This window comes from Halobacillus faecis, assembly GCF_007991335.1.
GTDB classification, from domain to species: domain Bacteria; phylum Bacillota; class Bacilli; order Bacillales; family Halobacillaceae; genus Halobacillus; species Halobacillus faecis.
On record NZ_BJYD01000013.1, the window covers coordinates 1 to 18932 of the forward strand.

The 18932-nt window shown below is 44.8% G+C and carries 17 protein-coding genes; 12 read left to right on the forward strand and 5 right to left on the reverse strand.

The window, feature by feature from the left end:
* Nucleotides 1-188, forward strand: a 188-nt coding sequence (locus HFA01_RS19015) for a hypothetical protein (protein WP_218027762.1), incomplete at its 5' end; no start/stop codon positions are given.
* On the opposite strand, the gene rarD is transcribed toward HFA01_RS19015, so the two are convergent.
* Together rarD and HFA01_RS08265 are read right to left on the reverse strand one after the other, a co-directional pair.
* Nucleotides 142-1047, reverse strand: coding sequence for an EamA family transporter RarD (gene rarD / locus HFA01_RS08260; protein ID WP_146815113.1), 906 nt, complete (start codon nt 1045-1047; stop codon nt 142-144). The genes HFA01_RS19015 and rarD overlap by 47 nt on opposite strands.
* A 108-nt stretch (nt 1048-1155) precedes the next feature.
* Nucleotides 1156-2745, reverse strand: coding sequence for an FAD-dependent oxidoreductase (locus tag HFA01_RS08265; protein ID WP_146815115.1), 1590 nt, complete (start codon nt 2743-2745; stop codon nt 1156-1158).
* Between the two features lie 146 nt (nt 2746-2891).
* On the opposite strand from HFA01_RS08265, the gene HFA01_RS08270 reads away from it, so the two are divergent.
* The 8 genes from HFA01_RS08270 to cls all read left to right on the forward strand — a co-directional run bounded on the left by HFA01_RS08270 (nt 2892) and on the right by cls (nt 11815).
* Nucleotides 2892-4142 (forward strand): EAL and HDOD domain-containing protein, encoded by a 1251-nt coding sequence (locus tag HFA01_RS08270; RefSeq protein ID WP_146815117.1) that lies wholly within the window; start codon nt 2892-2894, stop codon nt 4140-4142.
* 106 nt (nt 4143-4248) lie between these two features.
* A complete protein-coding gene (locus tag HFA01_RS08275) occupies nt 4249-4677 on the forward strand; it encodes a MarR family winged helix-turn-helix transcriptional regulator (protein ID WP_167506209.1) in 429 nt (142 codons plus the stop codon).
* Nucleotides 4677-5870: an MFS transporter gene (locus HFA01_RS08280; RefSeq protein WP_146815121.1), complete on the forward strand. Its 1194-nt coding sequence runs from the start codon at nt 4677-4679 to the stop codon at nt 5868-5870. The genes HFA01_RS08275 and HFA01_RS08280 overlap by 1 nt, the downstream gene beginning before the upstream one ends.
* A 73-nt stretch (nt 5871-5943) precedes the next feature.
* On the forward strand, nt 5944-7128 hold the full coding sequence (gene megL, locus HFA01_RS08285; protein WP_146815123.1) for a methionine gamma-lyase: 1185 nt from the start codon (nt 5944-5946) through the stop codon (nt 7126-7128).
* A gap of 189 nt (nt 7129-7317) precedes the next feature.
* A complete protein-coding gene (locus tag HFA01_RS08290) occupies nt 7318-7815 on the forward strand; it encodes a PTS sugar transporter subunit IIA (RefSeq protein ID WP_146815125.1) in 498 nt (165 codons plus the stop codon).
* Nucleotides 7816-8129: 314 nt separating this feature from the next.
* Nucleotides 8130-9587, forward strand: coding sequence for a glycoside hydrolase family 32 protein (locus tag HFA01_RS08295; protein WP_146815127.1), 1458 nt, complete (start codon nt 8130-8132; stop codon nt 9585-9587).
* An 81-nt stretch (nt 9588-9668) separates the two neighbouring features.
* A complete protein-coding gene (locus HFA01_RS08300; protein ID WP_146815128.1) occupies nt 9669-10211 on the forward strand; it encodes a transcription repressor NadR in 543 nt (180 codons plus the stop codon).
* A 161-nt stretch (nt 10212-10372) separates the two neighbouring features.
* Nucleotides 10373-11815, forward strand: coding sequence for a cardiolipin synthase (gene cls / locus HFA01_RS08305; RefSeq protein WP_146815130.1), 1443 nt, complete (start codon nt 10373-10375; stop codon nt 11813-11815).
* Nucleotides 11816-12589: 774 nt separating this feature from the next.
* Here cls and HFA01_RS08310 read toward each other — a convergent pair.
* A complete protein-coding gene (locus tag HFA01_RS08310) occupies nt 12590-13738 on the reverse strand; it encodes a S1C family serine protease (protein WP_146815132.1) in 1149 nt (382 codons plus the stop codon).
* A 192-nt stretch (nt 13739-13930) separates the two neighbouring features.
* Between HFA01_RS08310 and HFA01_RS08315 the strand changes: the two genes are divergently transcribed.
* The 3 genes from HFA01_RS08315 (at nt 13931) to HFA01_RS08325 (ending at nt 16532) form a co-directional block, all read left to right on the forward strand.
* Nucleotides 13931-14617 carry a response regulator transcription factor gene (locus HFA01_RS08315; protein ID WP_146815134.1) on the forward strand — a complete coding sequence of 229 codons (687 nt, stop codon included), beginning with the start codon at nt 13931-13933 and terminating at the stop codon, nt 14615-14617.
* Nucleotides 14614-15945 (forward strand): sensor histidine kinase, encoded by a 1332-nt coding sequence (locus HFA01_RS08320; RefSeq protein WP_146815136.1) that lies wholly within the window; start codon nt 14614-14616, stop codon nt 15943-15945. The genes HFA01_RS08315 and HFA01_RS08320 overlap by 4 nt, the downstream gene beginning before the upstream one ends.
* 65 nt (nt 15946-16010) lie before the next feature.
* Nucleotides 16011-16532, forward strand: coding sequence for an acyl-CoA thioesterase (locus HFA01_RS08325; protein WP_089653695.1), 522 nt, complete (start codon nt 16011-16013; stop codon nt 16530-16532).
* 38 nt (nt 16533-16570) lie between these two features.
* On the opposite strand, the gene HFA01_RS08330 is transcribed toward HFA01_RS08325, so the two are convergent.
* Entirely contained in the window at nt 16571-17293 is a 723-nt protein-coding gene (locus HFA01_RS08330; protein WP_146815138.1) for an ABC transporter ATP-binding protein, read from the reverse strand.
* 1 nt (nt 17294) lies between these two features.
* Nucleotides 17295-18905 carry an ABC transporter permease gene (locus HFA01_RS08335; protein ID WP_146815153.1) on the reverse strand — a complete coding sequence of 537 codons (1611 nt, stop codon included), beginning with the start codon at nt 18903-18905 and terminating at the stop codon, nt 17295-17297.
* Between the last annotated feature and the right edge of the window lie 27 nt (nt 18906-18932).

An 18932-nucleotide genomic window follows, 5' to 3' on the forward strand; every position in this document is an offset into this window, starting at 1 on the left:
CAAAGGAGCGCCGGATCGCGCCAAAGGAGCGCCGGATCGCGCCAAAGGAGCGCCGGATCGCGCCAAAGGAGCGCCGGATCGCGCCAAAGGAGCTTGGGCAATCCGAAAAAAAGGTTGGGCGCATGCATGCGCCCAACCTTTTCAACTTGCTTTCGCTTCATATTTTTTCAATCGTTTCATTCGTGTAATAGTATAAACCGCGAGTCCTGCCCAGATGAGGGTGAAGGATACAGCGTGAACATCCGTAAATGGTTCATCATATAGGAAGATGCCTATAATCAACATAATGGTAGGGGCGAAATACTGAAGGAAGCCCACCATGGATAAGGGGATTCTTTTTGCTCCTGCCGAAAATAAAAGGAGAGGAATCGCTGTGACGATTCCGGCTCCGAAAACGATAGCCGTCGTCCATGACCAAAAGTCGATCGAGGCCCATTGTCCGGTCTGCTGTTGAAAAAGAAAGACCATAGCAATTGGGGTGACAATCAACGTTTCGATCGTCAAACCGAACATGGCATTCAGAGGGACGAGCTTTTTTAGAAGCCCGTATGATCCAAAGCTGAAGGCAAGCAGCAAAGCTAGCCACGGGACGGAACCGAAGTTGACCGTCATATAGACCACCCCTAACGCTGCTAGTAGGAAGGCGAGCCACTGGGCTTTTGAGAATTTTTCTTTTAACACAATCATCCCAAGCAGAATACTGACGAGCGGATTGATGTAATAACCGAGACTTGCTTCAACGACGTGGTCCGTGTTGACCGCAAGAATGTAAGTGACCCAGTTGATACTGATCGTGATGGATGCAAGGGTGATGCCGATCACCTGTTTTTTATTTTTTACGATTTGCCGGCATTCCCGCATGAATTCCTTATGTTTCCTGGCAATTAAAATGACAACTCCCATGAAGAGGAAGGACCAGATGATGCGGTGAGCCAGGATTTCGAAAGCGGGAATCTCCTGAATCATTTTCCAGTAAATGGGCAGAACACCCCACAATATGTAAGCTCCAGCCGTATAAAAGATACCGAGTTTTTCTTCATTGATCATGGTGAGGACCCTTTCGTAAGGCGAAATATTTGTTCATTCGCTTCATTATATCACCGTTTGAAAGGGGAAGCTTAAAAAATGCATGGCCCAAAACGAGGGCCATGCAAGTTAAGGTTGTTCACCGAGTTCTTCTTCGTTGCTTTCTCCTAATGGGGCATGGTTATCCGGCTGCCCTTCCAATGCAATTTTCATCAGAGGTTTGTCAGCAGGGCCTTCAACAACCGCTCCATCATAGGAAAAGCGCGAACCGTGACATGGACAATCCCACGTATGTTCACCACTGTTCCATTCCACTTCACACCCCATATGGGTGCAGGTTGTGTCCAAGACATGTAGTTTGCCATCGTCATCTCTGTAAGCCCCAGCTCTTTCTCCACGCCACTGGACGACCATCCCTTCCCCATTTTTCAGTGAATTCGGGCGATCAGCTACGAGTTCCAATTTTCCTTCGACCAGGTGTACAGCGACATCGAAGTTCTGGGATAAAAATTGTTTCATGCTAGGGTCTGACTTGAAGCGTGTAGGTTTGAATAGGTCGTGAAAAAGAGATTCCTCGCCAAGGACATAATCACAAATCAATTTAGCAGCGAGTGTCCCGTTCGTCATGCCCCATTTACGGAAACCTGTAGCGATGAATACGCGATCGTTGTTCCTTGTGATCGGTCCAATGTATGGGACTTTATCAAGTGTGGTGAGATCTTGCGCCGACCATTGGAACAGTTTCTCTTTAATGCCGAACGTCTGGGCAGCGAATTCTTCCAGGGCATTGTAATGGAACGATGTATCCACCCCTTGTCCTGTTTTGTGGCTTTCCCCACCGATCAACAATACAGGTTTTCCATTGTATTCTGCTGTGCGGATGGAGCGTTTCGGCTCATCGATGGATAAGTACATTCCCTCAGGCACTTCTTTCTCCGGTTCAATAGCAAGAAGGTAGGAACGCTCAGCGTACATACGGCTGAAATAGAGACCTTTTCCATCATAAAAAGGGAAATGGCTGCATGATACCAACTTCTCACAGGCAAGCGTATGCCCATCTCCTGTTTGGATTTCAATCCGGTCTTTCTCTTTCACATCCGTTGCTTTTGTATGTTCAAAAATCTCTCCGCCCAAATGAACAAATTCTTCAATGAGTGCGGCTAAGTATTTGATGGGGTGGAAGCGGGCCTGATTTTTCATGCTGAGTGCTTTGGTTGCTTCCATGTCAAAAGGGAGCGCGTCAATCGTGCCACCTGGAATGCCAAGCCTTTGATAGGCCTCATATTCATTTTCCAGTTTATGCGCGCCTCTTTTCGTAGTAGCGAAGAGGTAAGCATCTTCTTTCACCCAATTGCAATCGATTTGATACTTATCAATCCATTCTTCCATGGACTGCAGGGCACTCATTTGGGCCTGATAATAAAGCGAAGCTTCTTCTTCACCAAAGTGTTTCATCAATTCATGGTAGATCAATCCGTGTTGAGCGGTTACTTTTGCACTCGTATGACCTGACGTACCATTCACCAGTTCATCTGCTTCAATAAGGGTTACTTTTTTGCCTGCTTTTGCTAGAAGGTAAGCGGTCGTAATCCCGGTGATTCCGCCACCGACAACAGCCACCTCTGTCGTTGTATCCTCTTTCAAAGCTTCAAAAGACGGCAATGACATATTCTCGCGCCATAAAGGTTCTGGTTGAGTCCATTTCTCGTGTTGTTCCATGAGTTTCCCTCCTGAAGTGACTCGTTTCTCTCAGTCTTTCCCTCTCCTAAGGTTTCATGTATTTTTCCATGGAAAAATTAACAACATTTAGGCTTTGTAGTATACTTGAACAAGATGGGAAGAAACGCATGAAGGTGGTAAGCAGGATGGAAGTATTCGTGGCGCGGCAGCCGATTTTGACAGTCGATAATGATGTATATGCCTATGAACTACTGTACCGGAACAGTGAAGAAAATCGGTTTGTACCGATGGATGGGAGCCAGGCAACCTCAGAAGTGTTGATGAACAGTTTTGTTACGATCGGCTTAGAGCGCTTGTCACACAATAAGCCTTGTTTTATTAACTTTACGGAGGACCTTCTGCTCGAACAAGTCCCTGAATACTTCAATTCAGAACAACTGGTCGTAGAAATCCTTGAACACGTTTCTTTCAGCCTCGATCTCATCAGAGTGTGCAGAACTCTAAAAGAAAAAGGGTATTTGATTGCTCTTGATGATGTCATTAATATAGACCGGCCATCCGTCTATGAACTTCTGCATTATGTCGATATTTTAAAAGTGGACATCCGTGCAGTGACAGACGAGAACCGGTTGCGTATCATTCAGTTGGGAGAAGAGTATGGGGTGACGTTGTTAGCTGAAAAAGTGGAAACCCACAAAGAGCATCAACGTTGTATCGAGGAAGGATTTTCGCTATTCCAGGGATTTTATTTCAGTAAGCCAGTCATTGTGAAGGGGATGGATATCCCATTTCTTTCGTCCACCTATTTTCAAATGATCAGAGAGCTCACAGCTACGGATGACGAAATTAATATTGAAAAAGTGACGGAAATTATGGAACAGGATCTAGCCCTTACCTATAAATTGCTGCGATTAATCAACTCGTCTCAACAACGGACACGAGTCCCGATTCAATCCATTAGACAAGCGGTGATGCTCTTAGGCACAGAGGGTTTGAAAAAGTGGCTGTATGTATTATCGGTCGAACAAACGTCGGCGGCCACTTCAACACAGTCCCAGCTTGTCATCAAAACAAGTCTCGTTCGTGCCAAATTGTGTGAACAAATGGCCGTGAGAGTCAGAGCGGAGAAGAAGGCGGATGGATATTTCCTGACAGGGTTCATGTCACTGATCGATGTCATCACTCAACGCCCTGCCAACGAAGTGATTGGGTCATTACCACTGGATGAAGAGATCAAAAAGGCGCTTGAGGGACAGCAAAATACATACCGGCTCGTTTTGGATTTGGCTGTAGCGATGGAAAAAGCAGATTTTGAATGGTTGGAAAACCACTTGGTTCAATGGAATTTATCCTATTCGGAAGTGTTCGAAGTTTACGGCCAGGCCATTGCATGGTCCGAACAGCTCTATCATGAACATTTTACCGACAAGGTGTAAGGATCGATGAAGCGGACGATTTATGTTAAAGTTTTGTAGATGCTCTCGTAAAGGGAGCGCTTTTTTTGTCGATAATGTTACCTAGGTAATAAAAAGGGGAATCATGATGAGTTTAATCTTTCACCACATCCAACAATTGTCAAGAAATGTAAACCAATATCTGAATGAAGGATTGCAGGATGAGGACATTTATATGTCTCATTGGGCGGTATTGTTTCAATTGCACAGCCATGGAGGTTCAATGACACAGGCGGAGCTCAAAGAGCGCTTAAGTATTGAAGCGCCCCCATTATCGAGGGTCATAGCTAAACTTGAGTCTCTCGGGTATATCCAAAAAAACAAGAGCACCGATCAGCGAACGAATGATATTACGATGACGAAAGCAGGAGAAGACCGTTACCCGGTATGGCAGCAGGCCATACAAAAAGCAGAAGCGCGTTTATTGGAGCGTTTTGGAGCGCAGAGGGAAACCGTATTGGAAGAGCATGTACGCACGCTCTCCCGCCTGATTGAAGAAGAAAGGGGGAGAAGCTGATGGAAAGCCAACCTCGCTTATGGACGGCAAGTTTTCTTAATGTATGTGTGAGCAATTTCCTCGTATTTTTAGTCTTTTATCTTCTCTTCGTCACCATGCCGATCTATACGATTGAATCCATCGGAGTGGCCGAGGGAGAAGCAGGATTAATTATCACGGTCTTCCTGCTTGCAGCCATCCTCATTCGTCCATTTTCGGGGCAGTGGGTGGAATCCTCTGGACGTAAGCCTGTAGTCTTGATTGCTTTGAGTATATTTTTGGGAAGTTCTTTTTTGTATCTATGGTTTGACTCCTTTACAGCACTTTTGATCATTCGTTTCATCCAAGGCGTCGGTTTCGGAATGGGGACGACAGCTTTGGGGGCTATTGCTGCTGATGTGGTTCCGGATCAGAGAAAAGGGGAAGGGCTCGGTTATTTTGCGATGTCAATGAACTTCGCGATGGTCATCGGTCCTTTTCTGGGACTTACTTTAATTCAAAGTGCAGGCTTCACCGTGATGTTCTATGTTTGTGTCGCTCTTGCCGTTCTGGCACTACTCACAGGGATTGTCATCCGCGTGAATCCTCTTGCTGTACCTGCAAAGAAAAGCTTGTTACCAAGGATGCACAACCTTTTAGAAAAGCCTGTCATTCCCATCGCGTTAACAGGTGCCGTCATGGCGCTAGCCTATGCGGGAGTGTTATCTTTTGTTTCTGTCTATGCAAACCAGCTCGGCCTTGCGGAAGCGGCTAGCTACTTCTTCGTCGTCTATGCTCTAGTGCTGCTTGTCTCCCGTCCCTTTACAGGAAGATGGTTCGATCAATATGGAGAAAATGTCATCGTCATTCCATCCATTCTTATTTTTGGTGCAGGGATGTTGATCTTAAGTTTTGCTAACACGGCTTTTGTACTGTTGTTAGCCGGCGGGTTGATCGGACTGGGGTGGGGCACGCTCGTCCCCAGTTTGCAGACCATCGCGTTGAAGAAAGTGCCAGAAAGAGCAGGTTCAGCTACAGCGACTTTCTTTACGATTTTTGATATTGGCATTGGAGTAGGCTCATATGTCGTTGGAGCGATTGCAACAGAGATTGGATTTTCTTCCCTTTATTTCAACAGTTCTTTTGTCGTCTTAGGAGCTGTCGTCCTTTATATTCTCCTGCACGGAAGGAAGGTTCGTTCGAACGCTGAGCATAGGGTTGAATATAGTAGATAAGAAGGAGGTCTTTTTCTCCTTCTTTTGTTAAAATTAATTGAAAACGCTTACAAAGTAAAGGGGGAAGACCGTTTTGAAAAACAAAGAGAAGCGGATAGAAACAGCGATGATTCATAATCATGAAAAAGCAGAGAAATATGATGGAAGCTTGACGACACCAATCTTTCAAACCTCTACCTTTTCTTTCTCTTCTGCGGCTGAAGGGGAGAGGAGATTTGCAGGAGAAGAGGAAGGCTTTATTTATACAAGACTCGGGAATCCGACGGTACGAACATTAGAAGACCGCATCGCCACTCTTGAGGGGGGAGAGCGGGGCCTTGCTTTTGCCTCAGGCATGGCTGCGGTATCAGCAGTATTAATAGCACTCACAAAAGCTGGTGACCATGTGTTATGTTCGAACGGTCTTTATGGCTGTACTTATGGTTTACTGCAAATGTTTGAAGAAAAATATTCGATCACGCACGACTTCAGTTATATGGAAACAGAGGAAGACGTCAGGGCGAAAATCACTCCTGATACCCGTTGCATTTTTATTGAGACCCCTATCAATCCCACGATGAAAATCATTGATCTAGCTATGGTGGCACGTGTTGCGAAAGAGTATGATATTCCTGTGGTTGTCGACAATACTTTCTGCACCCCATATCTACAACGTCCATTGGACCTTGGGTGTGATATTGTTTTGCATAGTGCTACCAAATATATCGGTGGGCACGGAGATGTCATTGCCGGTCTTGTCGTAGGCAAAAAAGCGTTTATGGATGACTTGGCGATGTCGCAACAGAAAGATATCGGAGGTGTCCTTTCTCCATTTGATGCGTGGCTTTTACTTAGAGGCTTAAAGACTCTCCATGTCCGTATGGACCGCCACAGCATAAATGCTCATGATCTGGCCAAAAGGTTGGATAACCATCCCAAAGTAAAACAAGTGTATTATCCAGGTATGGAAGGGAACGACCATTTCCCTATTGTTCAAAAACAAATGAAAACAGGCGGAGGCGTGCTCGCTTTTGAAATCGAGGGGGGTAAAAAAGAGGCGCAGGAATTTATGGACCGGCTGAATCTAATTCAAATTGCAGTCAGCCTTGGGGATGCAGAAACTCTGATTCAACACCCAGCTACCATGACCCACGCCGTCGTCCCAGAAGAAAAGAGGCAGGAAATGGGTATCGGGGACACCCTCATCCGCTTATCCGCCGGTCTCGAATCTGTTGAAGATCTGTGGGAAGATTTAGAGCAGGCTTTGAAGGAAGGATAACTTCATACAAACAATCAAGAGCTCTATGGCGAAATCATAGAGCTCTTTTACTATTCACAAAAGAGTCTTGCATAATAGAAAGCTGATATGTGTTTATCCATCATCACATGGGGAAAAGTAATACCAGTGTGAAGAGAAATAAATGCTCAAGCATGTAGCTTAAAAAAACATAGAAGGGACGATGGAGTTATGTTAAAAAAACTATTTGGTAACAACAAGAGTGTTGAGGAACAGATTATTGCTCCGGTAAATGGAAAAGTGGTTCCTTTAGATGATGTTGACGACCCTGTATTCAGCCAGCGAATGATGGGGGATGGCGTAGCCATTGAACCCACCGATGGAAAAGTAGTGAGCCCGGTATCCGGAGAAATCGTCCAACTTTTCCCTACCAACCACGCTGTAGGAATTAAAACGAAGTCAGGTGTGGAAGTCCTTGTACACATCGGCCTTGAAACGGTTTCTATGGAAGGCGAAGGTTTTGAAGGACATGTGACCACCGGAGACAAAGTTAATGCCGGCGACCATCTGATCACGTTTGACATGGACCTAGTAAAAGAAAAAGCGAAAAGTACAATCACGCCTGTAGTGATCACTAACTATGACGATGTCGTCGAAAATTTCGATCCATCTTATAGTGATGACGCCAATGCCGGCGAATCTACCATCGCGACTTTGAAAACGAAATAATCAAATCCGCAAAGCCTGAGGTACCCCTGGTACTTCAGGCTTTTTCTACAGGAATAATCCAACGAGATATAAAACTTTACAGGGGTTATCAGTGGGTTTTAAGCATTTATCGGTGGGTGGCCGGTGTTGATCAGTGACCTCCGGCCTTTTATCGGTGTCTTTTGCCCATTTATCAGTCACTTCAACGATTTTTTTAACAGCATCAGCAAGCAGTCCCAACAGGAATAGGGACCCTTCATGGCGGAGGAGGGTGGGATGTTTTATAATGGGGCAGGAAGGAAGACGGATAAGTTAGAAAAAGGAGGAGAAGACCTATGTCTAAACAGGACAAAAAGCTGCGTAAGAAAGTGGAGACAGAAATACAAGAACATAAACAAACTGTAGAATCGGACACGTATCGTCAGAATTACCATCATATGCCGCCTGTCGGGTTAATGAACGACCCCAATGGATTGATTCAATGGGAAGGGACCTATCACCTCTTTTATCAATGGATGCCTTTCGATACAGATCATGGCGCAAAATACTGGGGACATTACACATCTGAAGATCTTGTGAATTGGAAGTATGAAGAGATTGCTCTGACGCCTTCTGATTGGTATGACAAGGACGGTGTTTATTCGGGCAGCGCGATCGTTCATAATGATCAACTGCATCTTTTCTATACCGGAAACATTGAAGGAGAGGATGGACCAGAGGCAGAATATCAATGCCTTGCTGTATCCCGGGATGGCCTGAACTTTGAGAAAAAAGGCGTCATTATCGAAACTCCCAATGGTTATTCGAGCCATTTTAGAGACCCTAAAGTATGGAAAAAGGGTGATCGATGGTACATGGTTGTCGGAGCTCAAACAGAAGACAAGCAGGGAAAGGCCGTTTTGTTCCGCTCCAAAGACCTCTATACATGGGAACACATGGGTCCAATTGCTGGCGGTCATGAAGGGAAACTGGGAGAGTTCGGGTATATGTGGGAGTGTCCGGATCTATTCGAACTGGATGGTACAGACGTACTTATGGTCTGTCCGCAGGGCCTTGAGGCTGTTGAAATGGATTATGCAAATACATATCAGAGTGGATATTTTGTTGGGCAATGGGATGAAACTGCTGGAACATTCCAGCATGAAGATTTTCGGGAGCTTGATCGAGGCTTCGAGTTCTATGCTCCTCAAACTACACGAGATGAAAAAGGAAGAAGGATCCTCTTCGGATGGATGGGGGTTCCGGATCAATATGAACAAGCGCATCCGACGGTTGAGCATGGATGGATCCATTGCTTAACAATTCCGCGCGAATTGAAATGGAATGGGAAAAGACTTATTCAAACTCCCGTTCCTGAGCTTGCCCATATGCGTGGACCGGTATTGATGCATTCATCCATTACGATTGAAAATGACCAAAAAGCGGTAAGAGGAGTGCAGGGGAGATCGATGGAGTTGAATATTGATCTTGAATCACTGGAAGACATGTTCGCCATCGAACTTTTCCAATACGCTTCTCTAAGTTACAAGGACCATGTCGTCACATTATCGAGACCGCATTTAGAAGATCGGTCAAAAACAGAGTTCCGCCGGGTGAGATTGGAAGAGGGCTTGAAGGATCTTCGTTTGTTTATCGACCAGTCGTCACTGGAAATTTTCATTAATGGTGGGGAAGAAGTATTTACTTCTAGAATTTATCCTCAAGCGGAAGAAGAACATATCCTCTTTACATCATTAGGAGCCACCACTTTCACTGTTGAAAAGTGGGACTTGAAAGGTTATGAGTATTCTTAATAGCATTCGAGGCTTACTTTCTGAATGCCTTATTAATGTGGTAAGATGATTTTATGTAAATTGGACGAAGGGGTCATGTCTATGAGTCAATCTTCAAAGAAAATGAAGGCGAACGAACGAAGAGAGTATATTCTCGCTTTATTAAAACAAAAAGGCGCTCCTGTGACAGGCAGCTCCCTCGCAGAGGAAATGAACGTGACCCGGCAAGTGATTGTCGGTGACGTCTCCCTGCTGAAAGCAAAGAATGAGCCCATTGTCGCTACAAGTCAAGGGTATATGTACATGATGGATGGAAAAGAGGAATTGCCTTACCAGCGTACGATCGTTTGCCAGCATCAAGGGGAAGACACAGAACAGGAACTCAATATCCTGGTCGACCATGGTGTCCATGTCCAGGATGTCGTTGTGGAGCACCCGATTTATGGTGATTTAACAGCAAGACTGAGAATTTCAAATCGCCGGGATGTAAAGAAATTCATCGAGAAAGTAAACAGCACCAAAGCTTCTTACTTACTTGAATTGACAGACGGCATCCATACTCATACCATAGCGGCGGACAGCCAGGAAGCCCTCAATGAGGCAGAAACGGCATTAGAAGACGTAGGTATATTGATGACGAAATAACAGGGAAATCTTGAAAAGAGATAGGCGTTCTGAAAGGAGTGCTTATCTCTTTTTGCTATTGTTTACAATGAACAAATGCCAGGCATGTCTTAATCAATGAATGAACGGAATATGATATATTTATATCATGATTTCTTGTTAGAAAAAGGAAGGTGGCCACGTTGAACATCCTGCCGATTTTTGTAAGTATTATTCTGACCTTGAACGTGCTGCTTGCTTTAGCCATCATCTTCCTTGAACGAAGAGATGCTAGTGCAACATGGGCCTGGTTGATGGTATTACTATTTATCCCTGTAGCAGGTTTCTTTCTTTATTTAATTTTCGGGCGCCGACTCAGCAATAAGGAAATATTCACCTGGGACAAAAAAAGTCGTCTAGGACTTCTTACAGCTGTACAGGAACAATTGACAGCCATCAAAAATAATGATCTAAAAGTCCAGCATAAAGATATCATTCCATATGAAGACTTGATCTATATGCACCTGAAAAACAATGATGCGCTATTGTCGCAGAATAACGAAGTTGAAATATTTACAGATGGTCAAAAGAAGTTTCATGCACTTATTGAAGATCTTGAAAAAGCAGAAAATCATATTCACTTGCTTTATTATATTTTAAGAGACGATAACCTGGGCCATCGCCTTGCAGATGTGCTTAAAAGGAAAGCAAGGGAAGGGGTGGAAGTTAAGCTCTTGTATGATGACATGGGTTCGAGATTATTGAAGCGTTCATACAAGAAGAGCTTAAAAGAAGCTGGCGTGCAAGTCGAGTCGTTTTTCCCTTCCTTCATTCCTAAAGTGAACATGAAAATCAACTACCGCAATCATAGAAAACTTGCAATAATCGACGGGGAAATAGGCTATATCGGCGGTTTCAACATCGGAGACGAATATTTGGGCTTTAATAAAAGGTTTGGATATTGGCGGGATACCCATTTGCGTGTGGAAGGAGAAGCGGTGAACAACATGCAGACACGCTTCATCCTGGATTGGAACCATGCTTCACGCAGAGATATTGTCTATGAACAGAGGTATTACCAGGCCAAACCGAAAGGCGACGTCGGGATGCAGATTGTCTCTAGTGGTCCTGACTCGGAGTGGGAACAAATTAAGCATGGATACTTAAAGATGATTCTTTCAGCCAAAGAGTATGTGTACATTCAAACCCCATACTTCATACCAGATGACAGCTTGCTTGATGCGCTCCGCGTAGCGGTCCTGTCAGGCGTGGACGTGAGAATCATGATTCCTAACAAACCGGACCATCCATTCGTGTACTGGGCAACATTTTCAAACATTGGAGATATGTTAAAAGCAGGTGCCAGCATTTATGTGTATCAAAAAGGTTTCTTACATGCCAAAACCATTGTCGTTGATGGCAAAATTGCTTCCGTAGGTACAGCCAATATTGATGTGCGAAGCTTCCGGCTGAACTTTGAAGTGAACGCCTTTTTGTATCATCCAGAAGTCGCGCAGTCATTAGCTGATCGTTTCCATGAGGACATTGTAGAGTCGACAGAGCTGACATTCAAACTCTACCAATCCAGAACAAAATGGATCCGGTTCAAAGAAGCCATCTCAAGGCTATTATCACCAATTTTATAATTATTCTACTCTTCAAGATTGTAGAAGACCCAGTTTCGAGGCGTTTTCGGGGGGCGTTGCTTAGTTTAGCGCCAGGGGTGGTTGGGAAGCCACTCGCTTTCCTGTGGGGGAGCGCCGAGCTTCCTCGGGCTACGCCCTGCGGGATGTCGCCTATCTCCTTCTCCCACGGGAGTCTCGCAGCTTCCCAACCACCCCTTTCTATGTAAGGGAGAAACGAACCCCTATAATTCAGAAAGAATGTTATCTACAGCTCCTGTGCTATACGCAAAAAGCGTTCTATATCAAGTAGCTGAAATCTAATTAACTATTCCATGTGTTCAAACAAACACCTCCATTTAAGTTGGATTGTCTTAGAAGTGGCTTCGAGAAACTGATCTGGCAAAAGGGGCGGAGGGGAATGGCGAGACTCCTGCGGGAACAGAGTGCTTGGTGATACCCCGCAAGGCGATAGCCTGAGGAGGCTCACCGCGCTCCCGCGGAAAGCGAGCTATTCCACGGAGCCCCCATTCACTCAACAAAAGTCTCGAAACTGAGCTTTACACAATCCCGCCATATTTAAATAAATTAAAAAGCCCTGCGCGTATTGCGCAGGGCTTTTTGAGAGAGGTTGTTTTGGTATTGGTTTTCCTTTGTAACACGAGAAAGGCTGAAGGGGATCCTTTAATCTAATAGCTATTTGGAGGGGGGATCGATCGTATCTATTGGATGCGGAATCCCCATCAGCGTTTCCACTTTTCAATCTTTCTTCATCACGTATTCTTCATATCTGTTCAATTATTGAGAGGTTAGCGTGATTTGGACGGTGGTTGGTTGGCCGTCACGGTAAACTTCAAGCTCTGCTGTATCTCCGTCTTGTGCTTGGTTGTAGAGATACTGTCGCAAGCTGATGAGTGACTCGATTTCGTTTCCGTCGATGGCGGTGATGACATCGTATTTTTCGAGTCCTGCTTCATCAGCAGGGGAGCCTTTTTCGACGCCTTGGACGAGGACGCCTTCCGTCACTTCTTCTGGCAACCCTAGTTCACGTTGTAACACAGGGTTAGGGATTTGGTTCAAGTCTTGAAGGGAAACTCCCATGTAAGGACGTTCAACTTCGCCGTTTGTCTCTAAATCTTCGATGACAGGTTTAGCAACGTCCATAGGGATCGAGAAGCCAATTCCTTCAACTTCAGCTTTTGCGATTTTCATAGAGTTGATTCCGATGACTTCGCCTTGCAGATTGATGAGCGCACCGCCACTGTTACCTGGGTTGATGGCTGCATCGGTTTGAAGGACTTCGGTTTGCCAATCTGGCTGTTGGTCACCGTTAATATCGACTGGAATATTACGGTTCAATCCACTGACAATTCCTTTCGTCACGGATCCTGCGAACTCCATGCCCAGCGGGTTACCGATGGCAATGGCTGTTTGCCCGACCTCTACGTCACTGGCTTTACCTAATTCAGCAACCTTTTGCACATGTTCGCTATCTATTTGTAAAACGGCCAGGTCTGTTAAAGGATCACTACCTTTTAGATCGGCTTTCACTTTTGTTCCATCACTCAGAATGACTTCAAGTTCGGAAGCATTTTCGATGACGTGATGGTTGGTGGCAACAAAAGCTTTTCCGCCTTCTTCCTTATAAATGACCCCGGAACCTGTACCGGCTTTTTTAGCTCCTTGTCCTGTATTCTGGACATTACTAATACCGACAACCGCTTCGGAAGCTTCATTGACTGCTTGAGTCACTTCCTCCTGGTTTTTCCCGAGATTCAGTTCATTGGCTTGTGCTGTCGGCTTTTCTGTATTGATATCTATAGAAATGCCCTGCCACTGAAAAACGGTGGTGACTAGAAAAACAGCTGCAATGGCTCCTAAAACACTAAAAGCTAAACCGGAACGTTTGTATTGTTTCTTATCATTTCGCTTCTGCTCATCAAACATTAGAGAAACGACGCCCCTTTCAATAAAATTCGCTGTTGTTCTTTGGTGTTTCCCTCTGACAATTTTTATTCTACGACAGAGATATGGAATGACTTTGGTGTAAATGTGGAAAAAGTGTGGAATGTAGGAGTAATCCATTAAAATATGAGAGAATAAAGCAAAAGTAGATGTGGACAGAGGAGGATACCATCTATGAATCAGATGATTGGACTTGTAGAAGATGATCCGAATATTCGAGATATTGTAGAAGGTTATTTAAATAAAGAAGGGTATCAGGTTATAGCTGTTGATACGGCAGAGAAGGCCTGGGATATTTTTCAGGAACAGACCCCTGACCTATGGGTGCTGGACATCATGCTTCCTGGAATGGATGGTTATGAGTTTTGTAAAAAAATACGTCAGACTTCAGAAGTTCCGATTATTATTATATCAGCCAAAGATGAAGAGGTAGATAAAATCCTGGGTCTGGAACTAGGTGGAGACGACTATTTAACCAAACCTTTCAGCCCAAGAGAGTTAGTGGCAAGGGCGAAGCGCCACTTGAAGCGTTGGCAGGCCATGAAGCCCAGCGCAGATGATGATCATGACACCATCGTAGCTGGTGAACTTGAATTGAACGATGCGGAGAGACAAGCTTATTTCCAGGGTGAAGAGATTGAAGTGACAACAAAGGAATTTGAAATGCTGAAAATTTTAGCATCTCAAGAGAATCGCGCCTTTGCCCGTGAGGAACTGCTGATCAAGGTATGGGGAGAAGATTATTACGGAAGTGATCGTGCGGTCGACGACCTGGTCAAGCGATTACGCAAAAAGATGAAAGACCTTCCGATTGAAACGGTTTGGGGACATGGATATCGATTGAAGGAGAAGCGTACATGAAGCTTTTGTATCAATTGAATGCCGCTTTTGCAACGTTAATTATCGTCATCATGTCCATCACTGCCTTTTTTATCTACTCGCTGCTCATGGACATGCTCATTCAGGATGAACAGCGCCAATTGAAGGGGAGAGCCGATCTTCTTGTAGACATTATCAATGATCAAGACCCTGAGAGGAGCCCTGAACTCTCTCAACTATTGCAGGACCGAAATTACCCGATCGTCTTATTCGATCGGGAGAATGACGAGATTTTGTTCCGTACGATGCCTGCAGTGGTTGCGTTTGCCTGGGTGGAGCGTTATGAAGAGGAACTCATCGATCAGGAAGTTTGGGAAACGATGGGGGAAAAATACGTGGCTTATGATTTTCCTGTGAGTAAAGACGAGAATCAGGTTCTGGTCATGGCGACACCCCTCAATGATTTACAGGCGGTCCAATCTGTTTTCGCCTCGCGTATGATCGTCGTTTTCCTCATTGGGTTATTGCTCGCGATCGTCCTCAGTTATGTATTGACATGGCGCCTTGTAACCCCTCTTACGAAGCTGAAAGAAGAAGTGAAAAAAATTGAAAAGCGCCAGTTTTCCGATGTGAAAAAAGTACACGCTTCTGGTGAAATTGGTGAAGTAGAGCAAAGCCTCAGGCACATGGCTGCAGAACTCTCGAGGTACATACATTCCCAAAAACAGTTCTTTCAAAATGCTTCCCATGAGCTTAAAACCCCATTGATGTCCATCCAGGGATACGCGGAGGGAATCAGGGATGGAGTATTTGAAGGAGAAGCGGCAGAAAAGGGCTTGAATGTAATGGTGAGCGAAACCGATCGTTTGAAAAAGATCGTCAATGAAATGATCCTGTTAGCAAAGCTCGACAGCAGCGAGGACGTGTATAACCCGGAAGGAACGGAGATATCTGATGTCATTAGTCAAGCGAGGGACCGGTTGTACCCACTTGCTAAGGAAAAAGGGATTGAACTAAGAACGGAAGATATTCATTCCTACTATACATTCGTTGACAGAGAAAGAGTGCTGCAGGCGATGATCAATATATTGAGCAATGCTGTCAGACATGCGGAGAGTACGGTAACGATGACAACGGAGATAGGGAAGGGCTCGTATAGAGTGAAAGTACTTGATGACGGACACGGCATCCCGGAAGAACTTCTGCCTCAACTTTTCGAACGTTTTATCAAAGGAAAAGAAGGGGAAACAGGGCTTGGGCTTGCCATATCCAGAGCGATTATTGAACGGAGTGGCGGGGAAATCCATGCCTACAACCGAAAAGACGCAACGGGTGCAGTTTTTGAAATTGTATTCCGTGAAAAAGAGTGAGAAATACCAAACATGGTATAATAGAAGGCAGAGAACGATTCCATATGGAAGTGAGGGAATACAGAATGGAAGCAAAACCTTGTATCGATTCATTAACAGTAAAAAGTTCACACGTTTTACCTCCGGATACCAATAGTCATGGGACGTTATTCGGTGGAAAGCTAATGGCACATATTGATGATGTGGCAGCGATTGCAGCTGTAAGACACGCTAGAAAGCCGGTCGTGACGGCGTCTACAGATTCCGTTGATTTTCTGCAGCCGGTTTTTGAGGGAGACACCATTTGTCTGGAGGCGTTCGTAACATGGACACACAATACATCCATGGAAGTGTTCGTCAAAGCAACAACTGAAAACCTGCTGACTGGTGAAAGAAAGGTTTGTACGACTGCTTTTCTATCCATGGTAGCCGTGGATGAGAAAAATGAACCATCACCTGTGCCAGGGGTGTATCCTGAATCAGACGAAGAAAAGTGGCTGCATGAGAACGCGCAGAAGCGCCATGAACATCGGAAAAACAGAAGAAAAGAATCCAAGGAGCTTGCTGAGAAGTTTGGTACCAGCCTTCCTTGGAAACGCGATTGCTAAAAAAGCTTGGCTGCCGTTATAGGCAGCCAAGCTTTTCTTTATTTGAGACGAACGAGCTCAGGTTGACGCACTTCATCTTCAACACGGGTCGTTGTACAAAGGGAATCCCAATCGTGGGCAGCCCCGTCTCTCATGGTAATAATACGGTCAGCAATAGCTCTCGAGTCTTCCCGGTCGTGAGTGACGAAAATAGAGGTCGTACCTGTTTGTTTAATGATTTCTTTCAATTCACTTCTAATTTTGATTTGAAGGTCTGCATCCAAGTTACTGAACGGCTCATCTAAAAGAAGAAGGGAAGGTTCAGGTGCAAGAGAGCGAGCCAGAGCGATTCGCTGCTGCTGTCCGCCACTTAATTCGTGGGGGTATCTCTTTGCATAGCTGCTCATGTTCACCAACTCAAGGACTTCGTGTACGCGGTTCTTTCTTTCTTTTCTTTTCCAATGCTTTAATCCGAATTGCACATTTTCGTAAACCGTCATGTGGGGGAACAGGGCATAATCTTGGAAGACCATGCCAATCCCTCTTTTTTCGGGAAGGACAAAAGTCCGTTCATCAGTCATCATCCGGCTGCCGATTTTTATAGTTCCCTTGGAAGGTGTTTCAAGACCACACAAAAGGCGGAGCACGGTGCTTTTTCCACTGCCACTTTCACCAAGAATGGAGATGATCTCTCCTTGTTCAATATCGAGGTTGAAATGGTGGATCGTCAAATTCTTTGCGTTTTTATAACCGAAACAGAGATCTTTGATTTGAACGTACATATCAATTCGACTCCTTTTCTAAAACTTGATGAAAAACAAAAACGGCAATGGCACTGATGACAACGATAATGATGGAGGCAAGAGCAGCCTCATGAATTTGTTCATCACTCGCGTATTTAAAGGCATTCGTGGAAAGTGTTCCAAAGTTAAAGGGCCTTAATATTAAAGTGAGCGGCAATTCTTTAATGATTTCGATAAAAGCGAGCAGGAATCCACTGATGAGCGGAGCTTTGATCATTTTTAAATCAACTTTGAAAAAGGTACGTGTCATGTTCATGCCGAGCATCCTCGAAGCTTCCGTGTACTTATTTCCGATCTTATCAAAACCAGATTCGATGGAATTGTACCCGATGGCAAGGAAGCGGATGATGTAGGCAGAGATTAAGATGACCAAACTCGTACTCAAGAATAGGCGGCTTTCTAAACCAGTAGATTCATAAAAGCGTGAAAGCCCACTGTCTATACCGATAAAGACGGTACTGATCCCGACCGCGATGACGGCTCCCGGAATGGAATATCCTAAAATCGTCACTTTTGCTGCCGATTTTGATAGGGCACTCTGATGCATTCTGGAAAAGTTAGCGATGATCACAGCAAACAAGACAATCAGTAAGGCACCAACGAAAGAGACGAGCAGTGAATTCCATATGAGTGTCGTAAATTCAGGAGATGCGATCTTTTCAAAAGTTAATAACATCCAGTCGACGAGTTGCACGAATGGAATGAGAAATCCTAATAAGAAAATAAACAAACAGTACCCAAAAGCCCCCCATGCCTTCCAACCTATTAAACGAGTAGGGTGGAGGGGACGAGCTTTCGCCGTTGTCGATGCATATTTTTTTCGACCGCGCAGCACTTTTTCTAAAGTAAGGATGGCAAAGACGATAAACATGAGGGTCGCCGATAGTTTGATGGCTGAATTAAGATCATTCATCCCAAACCATGTTTGAAAGATCGCTGTACTGAACGTCGGTACACCGAAGTATTGAACCACCCCATAGTCATTTAACACTTCCAAAAGCACAAGACTCACGCCACCGACAATAGCTCCACGGGATATAGGGAGGACCACTCTGAAAAAGATATCTACTGGAGAGCGGCCGAGGAGCCTGGCATTTTCAATGAGTGATGCGGACTGGTTAGCTAGAAAAGCTCTTGTGATCGTGTACACATAGGGAAACAGAAAGAGCGTGAATATAAAGACGGCTCCCGGCAGGTTGAGAATATTGAAATAGACTTGATCTACCTCAATGCCCCAGTTGTTTCTTAATGTCGTTTGAATGACGCCTGTATAGTTCAGGATCCCATTGTATGTGTAACCCGCAATATAGGGGGGGATAGCCAGTGGCAGTATCAGCCCCCATTTAAAGAACTTCTTCATTGGAAACTCATAGGCTGACACGATCCATGCTAAACTCGTACCGATGATGATGGTTAAAAATCCTGTGAAAACAATAAGCAATCCGGTATTTTTTAATAAATCCGGCAAGATGTATTCCTGGATGTGATTCCAGTTTTCAGCCTTTCGTGTAAAGAAGTTGAAGAGGATCGTCATGTTAGGAATGAGAATCAGAATGACAATCGCTAGGCTGAGGATCGACCAAATATTCATGTACCCAGGAAGCTTACGTAACAAATT